The sequence below is a fragment of the bacterium genome (assembly GCA_037128595.1).
Taxonomy (GTDB): domain Bacteria; phylum Verrucomicrobiota; class Kiritimatiellia; order CAIKKV01; family CAITUY01; genus JAABPW01.
This window is the reverse complement of record JBAXWB010000010.1, coordinates 120,071-138,137: the sequence shown is the minus strand read 5'-3', so window position 1 is coordinate 138,137 and position 18,067 is coordinate 120,071. Positions and strand designations below refer to the sequence as shown.

Here is an 18,067-nt window from a genome sequence, read left to right as displayed (position 1 = left end):
TTACCGCGTGACCTTTTTATACAACTGGTGTTGCATTAGCTGGTTGCGCGCGGGTCTCCCGTTGAACTGCTCCCTGCCAACTGTCCGCTGCCAACTGAACTCTGCCCGCTCCCTGCTTGCAGACTTGCCACCATGGCGTTGCCGGCACCTTGCCCCAGAACGAGCACGGGACAGTCCCTACCCACCATCGCCGACACGACGGGGTAGATGCTGGAACAACACACGATACCTGATACCTCGTCATGCAGTAACTGGCTCACCCGCTCACGGGCCGCCACCGGGTCCGCAGGAATGACGTTGACGCCCAGGTGATAACCGGCTGCGGCAAGAATGGGTTCCATAGCCAGGATCATGGCGAGGGAGTCGGGCGGACTTATGGCGGAAAGAGCCAAACCGATCGAGCCTTTGGCGTGCTCTGCATTATTAATTTTGAATCTTTCATCTGAAATGCCGCGCATCGACGAGTAGCCCAGTTGGCGGACAGTAGCCAGGATGCGGGCCTGTGTATCTCGCCCGATCCGATACCTGTCAGCCTTCCCATTAACCACAAACGAAACCGTGGAAATTGAAACGCCAGCGGCTCTGGCGACATCCCTGATCGTCACTGGATTATTCATGCTAAACAGTTTAGCATTGATGTTTAGTGAAAGTCACCACGAATTCCGATTTGAACAGATCTCTTCAAAAGGCCCGTGTGCGCACATGCATGCGGGCCTCCATTCTCTTCAGAAATCGACAGGCTGTTCCCTTAAACGCTTAATGTTCAGAGGCATCTTTCCATGGGATTGCGCTTAAGCCGCCTGTTGAAACAGGTTTTGTAGCCGCGCCTGACCCGCCTGTGGCGCAGCCACTGCGGGCAGGTAAGGCGTGGTTCTTCGATTTATCTGGTCTCACCAGGACCATCCACCGCTTATCAGCGGCGGCTACTATTTTTCAAGCATAAGGAATTACTGGACGTTCCAGTTCAAACATATTTCCTGTCCCTATGACACTTCTCACGTCTTACTCTTCACAATAACGGCTCGAAACCGGCCTGCCGGAAGTGAGCATCGGTGGTGAGCGCTCGATTAATACCCTCACTTTTCATGGCGCAAAAACTGACACAGTCGGTAAATGAATAGTCCTTGTCCTTGTGCTGCAGGAAATAGTCACGGGCTCGTGCAAAGTCGGCCGCATCCGTCCACATGGTTCGACAAGCATGCGATGCGGTAAGGTCATCGAAAAACAGATCCAGCAGATGCCCAATCCCCCTCGCCTTTAGCAGGGTGGCCGTCTCGTCGAGGACATAATCGGTTGTAACAAAACGGATGCTGGCTCCCGCCGCTTTCTTGAGAAGGGCCGCCGCCTTTACATGCTGCGGGTCTTTTGACGCCAGCAAGGCATAGAAACCACTCGTATCAACAAAAATATCAGCTTTCATAGAGAAGCGTATCTATCTCCCGGTTCGAAAGGGGCTTCGCGGCTCCATCCGCATGCTCGGCCAAGCGATAGAATGGGTCTTCACCAAAACTATTTTTCGAATGAACACAAGGTTCGAGATGGAATAAGGGTTTACCCCGATAAGTCAAAAGCATCCGCTCTCCCGCTAGTGCCCCCTTGATGACCCGCTCTGAGTGGCGTCTAAATTCAAGCATACTAATGGTTTTCATCGCACCCTCACTCCCACTATTAATGCTCCCATAATAATCCAGCAATGAGCCGGCCACCGCTACGTAGCCGCGCCTGATAAGGCGTGGTTCTTCCAAGATCATGTCTAGAATATTTCAGGAATGATAGTAAGTTAAACTTCACGTTCAACTTGAATAATATCTCGACTTCACCCTATCGTCAAACATGTAATATTCTCCACTATCCCCCATCAGCCGCCAGGGACGGCGGCTGCCACCTTTTCCTGTCGCGGCGCATAGCGCCCCTCCCACATTTCACACCTCACATCGCTTGTCTTCCCTCACCAGAGTCGCCAGGGAGGTGAGCCTCCCTCCCAAAGTGTTTCAAGCCGCACTTTATCACGAACGGTATCTATGCATTGCCAGAAGCTCTCAAGGATCCACCTGGGCGGGCAAAACAAAAGGCCCACGTGCATATACGCGCGGGCCTCCATTCTCTAAGACGATCAACTGGTCTCACCAGCCTTATCCACCGCTTATCAGCGGCGGCTACTGTTTTTTCAGATAGTCAGTTGGGTGGATGCCGACGTTTGCCTGCCTTGGCGTAGGCTGGTCCCGGCGGCCTCGGCACCCGGGATGACTCCTACTGAGACTCATGCCGCCGGGACGTCGGCATCCACCTGCAGGAAATTGTGGACGTTCCTGTTCAAACCTATTTCCTATCCCAAAGCCCCCCCGTTAGTGTTACGGGCCCAGTTCGGCGTCGAGCCGGAAGAACTGACCTCGCCCCGCGTCCATATCATTCGTGAAGGTCATGACCCCTCCCTCGCTCAGGATCCGAGGAGAGTTAGTCTGCCATAACCCTGAGAGAAGGTTCGTCGTGCTATACAATTGGTAGGTGCGCCCCGACACCGCATCCCATTCCATAATGTATCGTTCGGCGTTCATCGACATCTGGGTAACCCACTGGCTGGGATACCAGACAACGCTGGCGCCGGAAGTTCTCCAATGCTCCACAGCCCAGGAAACATTGGTTGACCAGGGACCGTCAAAGGCTGGTCCTGAAATCTTCAAAACGGACAGTGCATTGGTCGGATTTGTGCCCGCGATGAATTCCTGCAGGTTGGATAGTCCATCCCGATCCAAGTCCGCGGCAGCATCATTGGTCGCCACTTGGAGCCCGTACTGCACCTCCCAGGCATCAGCCATGCCGTCCCCATCCGTGTCATTCGTCGTCGGATTTGATCCGTAATGGAACTCAGCGAGATCCGTCAAACCGTCACCCTCAAAATCATTGGTGCCGCCGGGCATAAACGCCCCAAACCAGCGCATCTCCCAGGCATCGCTCATGCCATTTCCATCCGGGTCGGCTGTCAGTACCCCGTGAACTTCAAATTCAGCCAATTCCCAGGCATTCGAGCTATAGCCGCTGGACAGCACCAGTTTAACCGAACGACACGTCACATTCCCCATGTTGACTACCAAGGCGCCCTCACTCATCGCCAGAGTCCCTGTGGCCACAGATGTGAAAGTACTATTGTCCATGGATACCAGAATTTCATAGTTCCGGCTATAATTGGTCAACCCATTAGCCGCCTCTCCATAGTTATAAAGCACCGCCTCAGAGCAGATTGCCCCCTGGTAGTTGGTAAATCCATAGACAAACTCCTGCGACACCAGAGGCGCCGCCGCGCTCTTCCAGTAGCTGAGATTATTACCATCCGTCAAGGATGTGACTGATCCGGCATTTGTCCCTTCATACGTGCAGGACCGCAACATCCCGCCGCTGGCTGGGCTCAACAGGTTCTGACTTGCGTGCAAGCCGAATTCCGTAAGGTGATAGGTGGTGACCTTGACGTGATTAGCCGAGGTATCGACCTCGCAGGACAAGGTTTTCTTCCACTTCCCGTCAACGGTATCAAACCAATGTGCCGTAAGGGTCGTCTCAGGCAAGGTGGTCCCGTCTACGAGGCCATCATTGTTGGTATCCGAATACGGCAGAATGATCGTGACCGGCTTATTAAGATCCGGATTTCCGGCCAAAGACACCTTGCGATTGGCATTAATATTTACCAATCCATCCGCGGTCCCATTCACCGGGTTCGTATTAACACCGGTGAGTTCGACCTCAACCGTGAGGTTCGATTCAACCGCGCCAAGCGGAACGGTCACACTTGTGCCATCATACACGTCGACCTCAGCGGTCTCATTCCCCCCAAATGTCGCCTGTTTGGTGTGTTTGCCATCGGCATCCTCGCCTTCCGAGCCTTTCGCCGCATCAACAGTCACCACCACCACCTCGGAGGTCAATATCGCATCGCTGACATCCATGGCAATTGCTCGGAGTTCGCAGACGGTTCCGCTGGCCAGATTCGTGACGCACCACCGCGTCTTGAAATCGGCAGGTGGCGGCACCATCGGTGGGCTGATATTGAACCAGGCCCCATTCGTCTGACGGTACTGAATTTGAACAGAAGCCACCTGACTGGCTGGCACGGCATTAGCATTCACGGAAACGGCATTTCCGCTCACCTTTTCGCCATCCTTAGGTTGAACAATCCAGACACGGACCGCAGAGGCCTCCTGAGCCGCCACCATGGCGAAGGCCGAGCCGGAAAGCCCATTTGCATCCACCACCGTAACACTGGCCTGATACCGACCTACAGCACTGTAAGTGCGAGTTGCTGTATTTTCAACTGTTCGCAAATCCACACGTCCATCTTCATCAAAATCCCAGAGATATTCCATGATTGCCGCCCCATTCGTGACCATAGCAACAAAGGTCACAGGCAGCGGGATCTTGCCTGAAGCGGGGCTCGCCTCCAGTCCAACTGAAGGTGGAGTAAATACTGGCAGGGTTACCAGAATGGCCATGCTGGTTTTGTCTTGCAAGCCCTGGTCATCAGTGACCCGAAGACCGGCAACATACAAGCCCGCATCCCGGTAAATATAAGACATAACGCCGGTTCGCGAAAGACGGTCATAGACCCCATCCCCATCAAAGTCCCATTCATAAGCCACAATCTGGTGATTTTCAGCAGCCGCCGAGTTTGTCCCGACGAACATCACCGCAAAGGGTGCGGGGCCATTGGTTGAATTGGCGTGAATCGACGCTGTGGGGGACTTGCCCCATACTGTGACCGGGATCATAGCGATACTGTCGGCTCCATACGCATCCACGACCCTGGCGGCGGCCAGGTAGTTGCCCGGTTTGCCATACTCCACAATAATATGCCCAATACCAGCGCAGACTGTTTCGTATTGTCCATCGCCTTCCTTATCCACTTCACATCGGACGATATTGGTCTCCGAGTCCAAAGAGGACGAAAAATCAAACATCACCCGGGCCGGCGCCACCCCGTTCGTCGGCGTGGCGGTAACGCCAATGACAGGCGGTGTATTAAACGTCGCGTGAATCACATGATGGGAGGACATGTTTGCGAACGCATACTGATAGAGATTACTGGCAGGGGTAAACGATCCTACAGAAACGCCATCCACAACGACTTCAGCAATGTGCCGCCCGGGATCAGCCTGCACGATGTAGTTGATAGCGCTACATTCCGCCACCGAGATGACACCTGCAGGGGAAATGGAGCCATGAGCGCCCGCAGATGACGTCACCGTGTAGACAGCCGCCGTATAGGCATACCCACCGGAGAGTGACGACAGTCCATAACTGGAGGACAGCACCTCCACGGCCCCATTCGTGGCGAATCCAGACGCCGATGTCGTGACGACAACTTGGGAGGCACTTTGACTGACAATTGAAGCAGGGAACCCACAGAACCTCACACTCGTAATATCGCCACCACTTCCGAGATTGCTGCCTCTAATGGTTACCGTTGTTCCGCCCCGGATTGAGCCGGAAGCAGGAGCGACCCCCGTAGAGAAGGCCCCTTCAAACACGCTTGCCCGATAGGTCAGCGGAGCAATGCCCCCTGATATGACAAAGATCTTTCCATTTATCACGACACACGGGGCCTCGCCTTTAACCGTCGGCAGATTGCTGACGCTTAACCACCCTTGAGACGGCTGGGTCGGATCATAAAGGTAAACTGAGTCAACCCCGGTCTGACTGGAGTTAAACCCGCCCACCGCCAGTACCTTGCCATTGACACTCGCCGCCGCCAGCACATACCGTGAAGCAGGCATGTTACTGATACTTGCCCACCCCAGTTCAGGATGCGTTGGATCACATACAAAAACGTCTGAGTAAAATCCTTCAGGGTTGGCTCCACCTATCGCATAAACCTTTCCGTCCAACACGGTGGCCGCCAGATTGTCCCGGGTTCCAGGCAAGTTGTTGAAATGCCGCCACCCAAGGGTAGGGTTCATCGGATCATACACATACACAGCCGACTGGGTACTGTTTGTAGATATCCCCCCCATGACCAGAATCTTATCATTCACGACAACGGCGGCCATGCGAATCAATGGCACAGGAAGATTGCTGATGCTCAACCATCCCAGCCCGGGCTGTTGAGGATCAAACACATTCACTGACGACAGAATCCCGCTATTATTCTGTCCGCCTATCGCATAAACCTTCCCGCTGACCGTTACGGCGGCAAGACAGCCTTTTCCAACAGGCATCGAGTTCACGTTCACCCATCCCTGAGTCGGCATAAGCGGATCATATTTATACACTTGGGCGCCCCAAGTGCCATTATACCCGCCCATCGCATAGATTTTTCCATCCGCAACGGTTGCCGCGCAGAGTCCCCTCGCAACCGGGAAGTCAGTAATACTTTTCCATGAGAGATTATTCGCAAAAATAACTCCCGCCGGATTGTAGGTATATCCATTTCCCCACTGAGACACCCCTTGACTAATGGACTGCACAACAATAGTTCCAACCCCCGAGCCGCCGGCACCGACCACCACCGTCACGGAGGTCGAAGTCTGACTCTGGATCAATGCCACAACCCCGCAGATCGTTACATTCGTAATATCCCCATTCCCGAGCCCCATTCCCGTGATGGTCAGCGTATTCCCACCCGTCGCCGGGCCAGTACTAACGTTCAGGCTCCCCGGCGTCGTCGTCACGGCTGTTGACGCGGAATTCGTACTTGTCATCCCCCCCTGCCTGGTCCTTAACCGGTAGTAGTAGGTGCTTCCTACACTCAAGCCACCCACCGACCAGGTCGTTCCCGTGCCCACAGTGAGGTTGCTGAACCCGGCCACACAACTCACGAAATTACTGAAAGCCGACACATCCATGACATAGCTTTGCGCACCGCCCACAGCCAACCAGTTCGCGCAGAACCCGCTCAATGTTACGCTTGTTGCTGGCAATACACTCGGAGCCGCAGGCGCCGTCCCAGTATAGATGAAGGCAGCTTCCCGGGTTGTAACCCCGCTGCTAATAGAAATCACAGTCACCGCACCTGTTGACGCTAGCCCGGACACACCGGATGTCACCACCACTTGCGAGGAACTCTGGCTGATAATGGCAGCAACGGCCCCGCACAACGTCACGTTCGTGATGTCACTTCCATTTCCAAGATTGCCGCCGTTAATGGTGACCGTCGTTCCGCCCTGCATTGGGCCAGAGGAAGGACTGACGCCCGAAGTGAACGATCCTTCAAATACCGACGACTGACATGTCAACGGGGCGCTGCCACCCGAAACGAAATACATTTTCTCACCCACCACGACACATGGGGCTTCGCCTTTTACCGCAGGGAGATTACTGACGGTTAACCAGCCTTGCCCTGGCTGGCCGGGATCATACATATAGACTGAATCAATCCCTGTCTGGCTCGAATTATACCCACCAACCGCAAACACCTTCCCATTAATGCTCGCAGCCCCCAATACGTATCGTGCGGCAGGCATATTGCTAATGCTCGCCCACCCCAGCTCAGGGTGCAATGGATCACACACATAGACATTCGAGTGGAAGCCCGTTGGGCTGGATCCCCCAATCGCATAAAGCTTCCCGTCCACAGATGTGGCCGCCAAATTATCGCGGAGTCCCGGCAAATTATTCAGGTAACGCCAGCCTTGAGTGGGCTGCTGAGGGTCGTACTCATAGACGGCCGACTGGGTACCATTAGTCGAACCCCCGCCCAACACATAAATCTTATCATTCACCACCGCAGACGCCATGCGGAACAATGGTACAGGCAGGTTGCTCACGCTCAACCACCCCAAGCCCGGTTGCAGGGGGTTATAGACATACACCTCCGAATGGAAGCCGGCATCGCTCTGTCCGCCAATCGAATAGATCTTCCCTCCAACCGCTGCGACCGTGAGACAGCCTCGCGCCCCTGGTAACGACGTCACGCTAGTCCAGCCCTGAGTCGGCATGGCAGTATCGTATACATTGACCGAGGCATTCCATCCATAATTATAGCCACCTATTGCGTAGATTCGGCTATCTACCGCTGCGGCCCCCAACATCCCCCGCGCCACAGGAAGATTGCTCCCGATGCGCCAGCTAAGGACATCCCCTGAGATATAATTTCCGGGACTCCCAGCAAAAGCACAGCTGCTCCAGAAAGAAAGAACCATGATGATCAACCCAGCACCCTTGCAAAAAAGGTGAGATGGACGGCTGACATTTTTTATTTTTTCAATCATAGCACCCACTCTTTTCGTTTTAAAGATTACCGGAGGAATTCCGTATTTATATTGTTTCCAGAAGTAGCATTAATAGCACGTCCCTTCACGCGTGCCTATCAGGGAATCCCTGATATGGCGAAAACCTGTTTTTTTCATCCTGTGTATTCTGTAAATCGTTGTTAAAATTTAATACTGGGACCGGGTGAGCGTCGAGAGTGTCGCACAGGTGGGTGACGATGTCCCGGCGGTATCGGCACCCGGGGTGAATCTCATAGAAACTAATGCCGCCGGGACGTCGGCATCCACCTGCAGGGAATTACCGAGGGTCAAGTTCAACCATAACTCCTGCGGCACTTCCTTGACCTTGCTAGGGAGCAGAGATTACGATGGGCCAAAAAGACAAATAAATGACTGCTTCAGAAAAACTCTTATCTAGGAAAAAGATCGCCTTTTGGCATCGTTACGGGCCGGCAGACCATATCATTGCCGGCGGCCATTGCATTCCCCGACTCATAGACAAGCTGTCCCCATTTTGTGAGGTACATTATTTTGGTCTTAAGACACGCACCAGGGTTCACAACACCCTTCAATCCAAGGCGATCCTTCACTATCTGCCCTACACGCTGAACCGCTCTTCCATGCGCGGTAAAATGATCGGAACCCTGATCTGGTATCTGGCCCTCCCTTTTATTTCACTCCGTTGCCGGCTGATGAAGGTGGATGTGGTTTTCATGGATGAGACCCTTCCGCTAACCCCCCTGATCGCCAGACTGTTTTTCGGGCGCACCATCGCCATCACCGTTGCGGATTTTTTCATCAACATTTATTTCAAGCGGTATCCCTTGATGCGGCCTGTCACGCGCCTGATCGAAGAACTTGATTACTACGCATGGCGTCGACTCCCCCTGATCTTCACAAAGGTCCGTTACACCCGGACATTTCTGGTTGGACTGGGTGTTCCCTTCGACCGGATATGCCCCGTCTACAATCCATGTGACACCCACATTTACTTCCCTTCCAACCGGGATGAATCCCGCAAAGCCTTCAACATCCCTGCCCATACGCTGGTTCTGGTCCACCATGGAGTGCTGCATCCCAACAAGGGAAATGACCGGATCATCCGGGCTCTGGCCGAAATCCAGGACCAACTCCCTGACTGGCGTTTCCTCCTGATTGGTTCAGGCCCCGAGTTGGAGCCGCTCAAGGCGCTAAGCAGGGACCTTGGATTATCCGACCGCATTATCTTCACCGGGTGGTTGCCCGGCGAAAAAGAGGTCAATCGGGCACTGAATGCCGGGGACATCGGACTGGTCATGCGGATCGGGCAGTCATCCGACGACTTCCACCTGACCGATACCTTGGTACACGAGATGGCGATTGGTCTCCCCATATTGTCGGCCAGACTGAAGGGCATTGAAGAAATCATTACCGACGGCCAGAATGGTCTGTTATTTGACCCCCAGGATATGAGTGAATTTAAAGCAAAACTTCTTGAACTTGCCGGCGATGAGCAGAAACGCAAGGAGTTCGGGATCAAGGCGGGGGAACTTTGCGCCCAACACTTCGACATAGATAAGGCGGCAACCGCCATGGCCATTCCCTTGCTAGCACTGGCAGGAATCAAGTATGATGAAGCCCTCGTTGAAAGGACCCCCTGAACCATGAGTTTAATGCAGACATTATTCGACAAAATCCCCGAGAATCGCGCAAAGAACGCCTTTCGTTTCTGGGTGGCTGAATCGCTTCTCGTCCCGCAGTTCCTGAGACAAACCTGCCCCTTGGTAGGGTATGAGTATCTCCGGAAGATTCAACCCAGCGATGTCATTGTTGATGCGGGGGCCTTTACAGGCGATTACACCGTCTACGCATCCCGAAAAGTGGGCCCAACCGGCAGGGTACTGGCGTTTGAACCTGACCCTCGGAACCTGGCGCGACTACGCGCCAATCTGCGCGGCGAGATAGACAACGTCACCATTATTGAAAAAGGGCTGTGGAACTCTGAAGGAGAACTTACCTTCCGAGCAGGTACGGAAGGCTTCACTTCAGGAGCGGCCTGTATCAGTGGCGCCGTGGCCGGACAGGATCTCACGGTTAAGGTGACCCGACTGGATTCAGAACTGGAGAAACTTGGTATCTCCAAAATCAATGTTCTCAAAATGGACATTGAAGGCGCTGAACTTGAGGCCCTTAAGGGGTGTGAACAAACGCTCAAAAACAGTCAGGCGTACATCTGCATCGCCTCCTACCACATTCTGGATGGTGAAAACACCAGCAAGAGGGTGGAAAAGCAACTCAGAGAGTGGGGCTACAATACCACTTCAGCATTCCCGTGCCATTTGACCGCATTTGGATGGAAACCAAGCTGATAAAAAAAATCACTTCGCGCAAGGCCTCTGTTTCTTTCCCAGACCTAAATCCACATTTGGACGCAAGATTTCCACCCATTCCGCCCAGCCATAAGCCAGGTGCATGCAGGGGATCAGGAAAATCATCAGGGCATCGCGGGCACTGCCCGTTTCGCGCAATTTAGCCAGCGTGATCCCGGCCGCAGCTAACAAATAGAGACCCAGGTTCGCCAACAACAGCCACAACGCCCAATGCGTGAATGGCATCGCCAGCCCTAGCAATATGAGTGAAGCGACCCATGCGGCAGGGATGAGCGTGGTCCACTCGCATTCAACCCCCGCACGCATCAGCCGGATGCGCGTCGCACCATACCCGAACATCTGACGAAGAAAGCCGCCAAAACTGGCACGCGGGAAATGCTTCAAAGCGGCACGGGGAACAAAAACCAACCCGGAGCCAGCCTCTGTCGCCCTGAACGAGGCCAGCATTTCCTCTCCGGGCCAGAAGGCCACATCAAAGCCACCGAGCTCCACGAGCAGGGATTTACGGAACGCCATGTTGCAGCCAATCAGATTTGACCATTTGGCAGCGAAATACTCATTGCCCTCCGCTGAATAACGCGCGGCCACGTAACCGGACGCCTTCGAGGCCAGCGTCACCCCAGCCAGACGCGCCATCAAAGGTAGTTCATCCGGCACCAGACTGGGGCCACTAACAAGACCCACTTTCGGATTTTCAAAAGGTTCCAGAATGCGCTGAGGCCAGTCGGGCGACACAATCACATCGTCATCAATGAAAGCCACCACCTCAGCGCGTGCAACCCGCCAGCCCGCATTTTTCTTCTCACTTGAGTCACCCCGAAGGAAACTGATGGGCATGTGTTGAATCTGGGGATAAATCGCCTGCAACCGAGCAACGGCCGCAGCCACACCTGGATCAGGAATCTTGCCGGCAACCATAATCTCCACCGCAGAACCACCTTCTGTATTAACCAGCGACTCCAGCGTACCCACAAGGGTCGCACGACCAAGGGTTGGGATCACCACACTGAGATTGGGTTGGGTTTGATGTCCAGTGGTCATGAGATGTATATATAAGCCAATCGGCTAAGTTGTCAGCTCAGGTTTGTAATTGATCTGAACGATTATCAGGCTTCTGCCGTAGCCATAAAAACAAAACAGCAACAAGGCATACCAGCAAGCCACCAATTTCAACAAGAAATAAGCCCCACTTCTGCCGGAGATAAAATCGCACCTGATGTGTTCCGGGCTCCAAATATACGCCTAAGCATAAGGAGTTACATCGAAGGAGTGGGGCAGGACGGCCATCAACATCCACCCTCCAATCATCCGAGTGTTTATTCACAAACATCAAAACAGCAGGACTGGCCACATTGGCCGTCACCTTTGCGCCTGTGGTTGAAAGTGTTGATTCAAGAACTTCGTGATTGATATTTGTGGTCATCACCGCAGCGGGTAGTGCCCCTGCAGTATCACTAGCAACCCACACCTTGGAAAGTGGATCAAAAATACGATCAACCAGCCTATCCCGCACAACTTCATCAGGCGCAATTCCCCAGTCATGAAAAAGATTGAATCGCGGCAAGCCATCTTTGAAACGAAGAATTCTATGTCCAGCCGGCTTATCTAGCGGCACCTCGACAACCGATACGCCTGTCCCAACGGCGTATACATTGAAGCCTTTAACCGCCTCAAAATGACGCGCGAAACGAGGGTCCTTCTGGATCTGCTGCCACGTCTGTTCCGGGGCCAGCATATATCCTATAGCCGATAACTGCCAGAGCCGCAGGGGATCACGACCGACCGATTTCAGCCACAGATCGTAATCTACTGGCATCCGGGGCATCTGTGACACATTAAACGTCTCAATTTGATGGTACGGGAAGAGGACCGTCAACCAGTTGTTATAAAAGCCCTCCTGAGACAGCATATAAACACGTTGCTGTTTAAGGTTATCTTTCAGAAAGGTTGTCACTACATTGTCGCCAGCAACTTCTTGAAAACTAACGGTCTTAATGTAATCTCGCGACAACAGCCAAACGTCGCCCACCATCACAAGGACAATCGCGGCCATGACGCCATTGCGCCGCATTTGCTGACGCTGCCGCCAGACCACTAGCAACAGCAATCCCGCTCCCACGGCCAGAGTCATCATTGAGGCATGGAAAGCCCCCTGCACCATATTATTCACCATAACTGATGCATAACGGGACCAACCTTCGCTAACAAAACCGCTAGTCAGGGCCTCCCTCGAACTGGCCAAACTTGCTGTCCATAATAACAATAGTCCTCCCAGGACCAGGACCATCACAGCAAATCGCCTAGTCCACTTCGCGAGCCCCTCCGGGATCCCTCTCAGAAGTGCATCAGCGCCAAATGCCGCCAAAATCCCTATCCCAATTTGAAAAACGTGAAGAAACTTTTGAGGGCACCTGATGGAGGACATCCCAGGAATCTGATAGAAAAGGCTGTACAGCGGAAAAAACCGTCCAAAAGCCAACAGCAGCGCCACCAGCGTGGCTATGCCCCAAAAAATGATGTCACCGCGTCTCTGGGATAACACTGGCTCGAGTTGCGCGTTACAAGTTGCGCGTTGAGAGTTATGCGATTCGGTAGTTAGTTTTTCGCCTTTCTGCTTATGCCTGCTGCCATCCGTTCGCTGGCCCTTGTCCTCCGCCCCCTGGCCTCTGCCCTTACCCTTTCCTCCTACAATCGCTATAAAAACAGCCAATAGCGCCAATACAATCGGGATGGCTCCTTCGTATTCACTGTTGAGTTTAAAATTTTGAAAACCTTGCTTAGTTTGCTCCCAGCCTGGAGAACGCCCCATTCTGCCCCAGTAAGGTCCTTCTGGCTCGCCAGTGCGGACACCTCTGAACCCTGGGGCAATGAATTCGAGCACATCCTCCGGAGGGAGACTCCACGAAGTACAATAGTCCCATTTCTGTTGGGGATTCTCATCACCCATGGAGACGACCCCCTTCACTTGCGTCATATATCCGGACAGAATATTGGGCCCACCAACCAATAGAACCATGGTGCCCATAGTCAATAGAGGCAGTACAAGAGCCCGCCATCTCCAAGAATTCTCTCGTAAAAGCGCATATACTGCATAGGCGCCCAAAAAAAGAGCAATGAACAAGCCTACATCCTGTTGCTCTACGAACATCAACCCGATGGAGCTACCCGCCAGCAAGTTCCAAACAAGACATTTATGATTTGCCGCTTTTTCAATAAGCCACAAAGCGATCCCTGCAAACGCTAAAACACCATATTTGCCATTGTGACCAGAGTAGACCAGCGTCATGCTGCTTCCGATCCAGAATGCTGCCAATGATCCAATCAATGATGACAGAAGTCCGCATCGCCGCTGAACGCAAAACAGTATGAACCCAAGCGATGCAACCCCCATCATAATTGCATGATACCAATTCATGTAGAATATTAATGGCATCACCCAGAGCAACAACCCTCCAAAGGAAAAAGGAATCGTTACAGAGAAACCCAAGAGCGGACAATTGTCCCATAATGTGCGGTACATTCCTTCCGGCAAAAAACGGGCGAAATTGGCAGTACCCCCCAAATTGTTATCAGTCATGAACAGTACGCGTCCGGGATCAAATACTTCCCTAAAAGTAAAAACCGCTATCACGACTAAAAATAATAAAGCAATGAGAATATTAATTCGCCGATCACGCATACCGCCTCCATCTAATTGGGCAACAGGTCCATGCCCATTGCCACACCGCATATAAAACATTTAAACATGCTTATAGAACAACCTGGCAACACAATGTTTATCTTATTCCCTAGATGCAACTTGCAGAAATAAGATCCGCTAGTGTTGCGCGATCTACACCCGCCACCGCGCCTTGAGGCAGCATGCATCGACCTCGCACCAATCGATTCACCCACAGCGCGAATCCGTTACGTGCCCAGTACAACCCCTTCGCCAGATTCCGTCGCTGGCCCATGAATACAAACCATTCTCCTCTCAAGAGATCCCGATCGAACTCACCACCAACCACTCAACCCATTAAAACTTTCCCGCATATCGATTGCTGCACGGTACGCTAATCATGCCGCCCTCATCGCTTACCGTTCCCGCTCCCTCATTGGTTTAACCATAACCACTCACCTTTAGTGGCTACAGAATCACGCAAGTCGGGAACTCGCGCACGACGGGGTTAAGCCGAACGCTTACCCATGAACGATAACATCTTGATCAAGGCGCGATCAGAAACCAAAACCATCCTCAGGTAATTCACCAAGCCAAAGACCCACGGTCTAATCTGAACGAAATCAATCCCCTGCTTCACACAAAAGTCCAGCAGTGTGTTATTCCTAAGTTGATAGTTTTCGCGGAAAACTTGCTTGGTCCGCACATAAACCCGTTGCCAACAATTTCGGCACATTAGTTGAGTTAACCGCCTGAATGTGAAGTAATTCTGCTGGCGAAAACCTTTGTATTCTGTAACCACATGGCAATCAGGGCACTCCACCGTGATATCCACATCCCCACAGTTTCCGCCGCCTTTGTCTGACATGCGCGACGAGATCACTTTTCCAACAGGAACGAGACGTTCATCATTTGCGTACCATAAAGTAAAATTGCGCAACTTTGTATAAGCCCTGTTGGTCAGTTTGCTCACATTGATTAGCGGAAATCCATCCCTCATGAACTGGGCCTTGTCCTTAACCGCACCTGAGGCCACCGCGTCCTGATAAATCTTGGAATCAGGCAGCACCCGCACCATGAATAGGTTCACCGCGTACTGTTTTGACTTAAACCACCAGTCCAAGGACTCACGGACAGAATGGTCATCCTCCGCTGGATCCCCGAAAATTAAGTTGGCTGTGACCCCCATTTTGGCCTTTCGGGTAAGTTCCAGCGCCCGCCTTATTTGATCCGGGGTGATATTCTTCTTCATGCTTTTAAGGACTGTAGCGGACATGCTCTCGACGCCGTACCCAATATTACAGGCACCAGCCGACCGCATTCGGAGCAGCATTTCTTCATCCACATCTGGAACCCGTAATTGAACGGCCCACTTTAACTCGAAAGGTTCGATCAAATCGCAAAATTCCATGACCCTCTTTTTGTTAACCGAGAATAATTCGTCAAATATGTGAAGCTGATTGATGTTGTAGTTTTTGACCAGATACTCTATTTCCCCTCTGACATTAGCCAAGCTGCGCTGGCGGTATATCCGCCCAAGGGGATGATAGCAGAACGTACAGTTATAAGGGCAGGATCGTGTGGTGGCGATGCTAACAGGGCGGGGATTTTCAACAAGCGTATAAGTGCTGCTGGAACAAGTCGGATTGATAATTGACAAATACCGACGGTAATTGAAACCCTCGTAATCGGGGTAAGGCAATGAGTCAATATCGCGAATACTTTCCCGTTCCGGCGTAGATCGATAGGTGCCCGCCGTAGCGTCCATTTCTCTGACTTTATAGATCAGCCCTTTGACCTGTGTTATATCCGATTGATGAAGCAGTGCTTCCGCCAGTTCCGCGATGGTCAATTCTCCTTCTCCGATGATTCCGTAGTCGAAACCAAGGATCTCGGCTGCCAACGGGGGATCAGCCGTGACAATCGGTCCTCCCACCACCAACGGTAAAGTCGGGTTGATTGCCCGAACCGCTTTTACAACCTCTTCGATAGCTCCACACTTGACTGACATGCCTCCGGTACAAACAACATTAATGTTGCTGTCCATCATTGCACGAATCTGATCCACGATGGGTTCATCACCATGACACAAATCCAGAACGTGGACGGCGAAACCTTGTTTCCGCAGGACGGCTGTTACGTATGCCATGCCCAAAGGAAACTCATAATATTCACCCTGGCGGGCGATCTTGGGGTGAATAAATAAAAAACCTAGCCCCCCATTTTCCTTTGTCGGTCCGGGCGGATGTTGTTCGGAGGCTGTCGGGATGTTCAAACTCATGTTTATAGATACCTTCTTTTTCATAAACAGCATTTTATGACATTAAATCATTAGCATCCCATAGGCTCACCCACGGGCAGCGCGGGAAATAGCGCTGACCGGGAGGTTGTTTTGCCTGTAACCTACAGGCATATGAACAAACATCAACCTCGGCGCCGCCAAGCGCCTCGCGTCCACAAAAGCGGACCGTCCCGGCCAACGAGAAGTCAGCATACCGTGTTTAGGCAGCTGTGCAATCTGATTCCGGAACACATGATTCCCGTGTTGTCGCGGGAGTTCAAAATTGACACCCGTGGCTTTTCGGCAACCAGCCATGTACTGTCCTTGATCTACGGCCATGCCTCCCATGCCTTGAGCCTGAACGATATCTGTGATGCTCTCTCGGTTCACGAGGCGGAGTTCTTGCGGGTTCGTGGCGCATCGGCGCCGGCCCGCAACACTTTCTCGAATGCGAATCGCACCCGTGATCCAGCCGTGGCCGAAACCTTGTATTGGCAGATGCTCGCCCATCTGCAAACGTTGAGTTCGGGGTTTACCGAATATGGGAAGCATAAGGGATTCATCTCCCGGCTCAGACGCGAGATCTTTGCGATCGACTCGACGACCTTGCAACTGACGCTTGCGAGCATTGACTGGGCGCGGCATCGTCGACGCAAGGCCGCAGCCAAGTGTCACATGCGGCTGAATATTGGTACATTCCTTCCAAGCTTTGTTGCCGTGGAGGACGCGGCACACTTTGATGGCACACGCGCCAACATGCTGTGCGCCGGCTTGGGATGCGGTGATGTGCTTCTGGGCGACCGGGCGTACGTTGATTTTCAGTTCCTGGCAGACCTGAACGCTCGTGGCGTGTTCTTCGTCCTGCGCCCCAAGAAAAACATGGTCTACACCTTTGTCAAGTCGCTGCCTTGCAAAGGCAAGATCCTGCGGGATGAATTGGTTCGTCCCGATGGCCAGACAAGCGCCATGGATTATCCCGGAATCCTGCGCATGATCACCGCATTGGTGGTGGTCGATGGGGTCGAGCGGGAAATGACCTTCATCACCAATAACACGGTCTGGAGCGCACGCACCATCACCGAACTTTACCGGGCGCGCTGGGCCATCGAATCGTTCTTTAAGGAAATCAAGCAGACCCTGCAGTTGCGCGACTTTGTTGGCACTAACGAAAAGGCCGTCAAGTGGCAAGTCTGGACCGGTCTGTTGACGCACTTGCTCTTGCGCTTTCTGCGCCACGTTTCGCATTGGGCTCGCAGCTTCTCTCGATGTGTCGGAATCGTGCGCTGTGCTTTGTGGGTGAAGGTCGATCTCAGCGAACTGCTGATCCGCTATGGGACAGCCAGTCCTCCACACCGGCCTGCCGTGTATGCGATGGAGCCGATCCTGCCAGGTTTCGAGGCTTTTTCTAGTTCTCTTATGGGACAGCATGGTTGATTCATTCCAATAAAAACAAAACCATTTGATACCCGCTGAAGAAATTCCAGCACAGACAAGTTCACATCCAAAAATATTGCCTAAAAATCCCCAGCAAATGCTGGGGTCATTGCCCCGGTCCGCCGTCCGT

At 52.8% G+C, this 18,067-nt stretch carries 11 protein-coding genes; 3 read left to right on the top strand and 8 right to left on the bottom strand.

The genetic code is table 11. The features are described 5' to 3' along the window. Positions 1–35 precede the first annotated feature (35 nt). The 5 genes from WCS52_08360 to WCS52_08340 form a co-directional block, all read right to left on the bottom strand. Positions 36–617 carry a LacI family DNA-binding transcriptional regulator gene (locus tag WCS52_08360; protein MEI6167194.1) on the bottom strand — a complete coding sequence of 194 codons (582 nt, stop codon included), beginning with the start codon at positions 615–617 and terminating at the stop codon, positions 36–38. Positions 618–1,009: 392 nt separating this feature from the next. After that, positions 1,010–1,420, bottom strand: coding sequence for a PIN domain-containing protein (locus WCS52_08355; GenBank protein ID MEI6167193.1), 411 nt, complete (start codon positions 1,418–1,420; stop codon positions 1,010–1,012). Then, positions 1,410–1,649: a hypothetical protein gene (locus tag WCS52_08350; GenBank protein ID MEI6167192.1), complete on the bottom strand. Its 240-nt coding sequence runs from the start codon at positions 1,647–1,649 to the stop codon at positions 1,410–1,412. Before WCS52_08350 ends, WCS52_08355 begins: the two co-directional genes overlap by 11 nt. Positions 1,650–2,351: 702 nt before the next feature. Next, on the bottom strand, positions 2,352–8,195 hold the full coding sequence (locus tag WCS52_08345; protein MEI6167191.1) for an IPT/TIG domain-containing protein: 5,844 nt from the start codon (positions 8,193–8,195) through the stop codon (positions 2,352–2,354). Between the two features lie 168 nt (positions 8,196–8,363). Beyond that, on the bottom strand, positions 8,364–8,513 hold the full coding sequence (locus WCS52_08340) for a hypothetical protein (protein ID MEI6167190.1): 150 nt from the start codon (positions 8,511–8,513) through the stop codon (positions 8,364–8,366). 71 nt (positions 8,514–8,584) lie between these two features. On the opposite strand from WCS52_08340, the gene WCS52_08335 reads away from it, so the two are divergent. Together WCS52_08335 and WCS52_08330 are read left to right on the top strand one after the other, a co-directional pair. Then, the gene (locus tag WCS52_08335; GenBank protein MEI6167189.1) at positions 8,585–9,835 is read left to right on the top strand and encodes a glycosyltransferase; all 1,251 of its coding nucleotides are present in this window, start codon (positions 8,585–8,587) and stop codon (positions 9,833–9,835) included. Between the two features lie 3 nt (positions 9,836–9,838). Further along, the gene (locus WCS52_08330) at positions 9,839–10,543 is read left to right on the top strand and encodes an FkbM family methyltransferase (protein MEI6167188.1); all 705 of its coding nucleotides are present in this window, start codon (positions 9,839–9,841) and stop codon (positions 10,541–10,543) included. A 9-nt stretch (positions 10,544–10,552) separates the two neighbouring features. On the opposite strand, the gene WCS52_08325 is transcribed toward WCS52_08330, so the two are convergent. The 3 genes from WCS52_08325 to WCS52_08315 all read right to left on the bottom strand — a co-directional run bounded on the left by WCS52_08325 (position 10,553) and on the right by WCS52_08315 (position 16,527). Further along, a complete protein-coding gene (locus WCS52_08325) occupies positions 10,553–11,605 on the bottom strand; it encodes a glycosyltransferase (protein MEI6167187.1) in 1,053 nt (350 codons plus the stop codon). A gap of 37 nt (positions 11,606–11,642) precedes the next feature. Then, positions 11,643–14,243, bottom strand: a complete 2,601-nt coding sequence (locus WCS52_08320) for a hypothetical protein (GenBank protein ID MEI6167186.1) — start codon at positions 14,241–14,243, stop codon at positions 11,643–11,645. Positions 14,244–14,730: 487 nt separating this feature from the next. Then, entirely contained in the window at positions 14,731–16,527 is a 1,797-nt protein-coding gene (locus WCS52_08315; protein MEI6167185.1) for a radical SAM protein, read from the bottom strand. A 192-nt stretch (positions 16,528–16,719) separates the two neighbouring features. Between WCS52_08315 and WCS52_08310 the strand changes: the two genes are divergently transcribed. After that, positions 16,720–17,937 (top strand): IS4 family transposase, encoded by a 1,218-nt coding sequence (locus WCS52_08310; protein MEI6167184.1) that lies wholly within the window; start codon positions 16,720–16,722, stop codon positions 17,935–17,937. Positions 17,938–18,067 lie beyond the last annotated feature (130 nt).

Excerpts from the sequence above, each read along its gene's own strand:
- WCS52_08335 (MEI6167189.1), top strand. The coding sequence starts at position 8,585 with ATGACTGCTTCAGAAAAACTCTTATCTAGGAAAAAGATCGCCTTTTGG.
- WCS52_08330 (MEI6167188.1), top strand. The coding sequence starts at position 9,839 with ATGAGTTTAATGCAGACATTATTCGACAAAATCCCCGAGAATCGCGCA.
- WCS52_08320 (MEI6167186.1), bottom strand. The coding sequence starts at position 14,243 with ATGCGTGATCGGCGAATTAATATTCTCATTGCTTTATTATTTTTAGTC.
- WCS52_08325 (MEI6167187.1), bottom strand. The coding sequence starts at position 11,605 with ATGACCACTGGACATCAAACCCAACCCAATCTCAGTGTGGTGATCCCA.
- WCS52_08350 (MEI6167192.1), bottom strand. The coding sequence starts at position 1,649 with ATGAAAACCATTAGTATGCTTGAATTTAGACGCCACTCAGAGCGGGTC.
- WCS52_08360 (MEI6167194.1), bottom strand. The coding sequence starts at position 617 with ATGAATAATCCAGTGACGATCAGGGATGTCGCCAGAGCCGCTGGCGTT.
- WCS52_08345 (MEI6167191.1), bottom strand. The coding sequence starts at position 8,195 with ATGATTGAAAAAATAAAAAATGTCAGCCGTCCATCTCACCTTTTTTGC.
- WCS52_08315 (MEI6167185.1), bottom strand. The coding sequence starts at position 16,527 with ATGAAAAAGAAGGTATCTATAAACATGAGTTTGAACATCCCGACAGCC.
- WCS52_08355 (MEI6167193.1), bottom strand. The coding sequence starts at position 1,420 with ATGAAAGCTGATATTTTTGTTGATACGAGTGGTTTCTATGCCTTGCTG.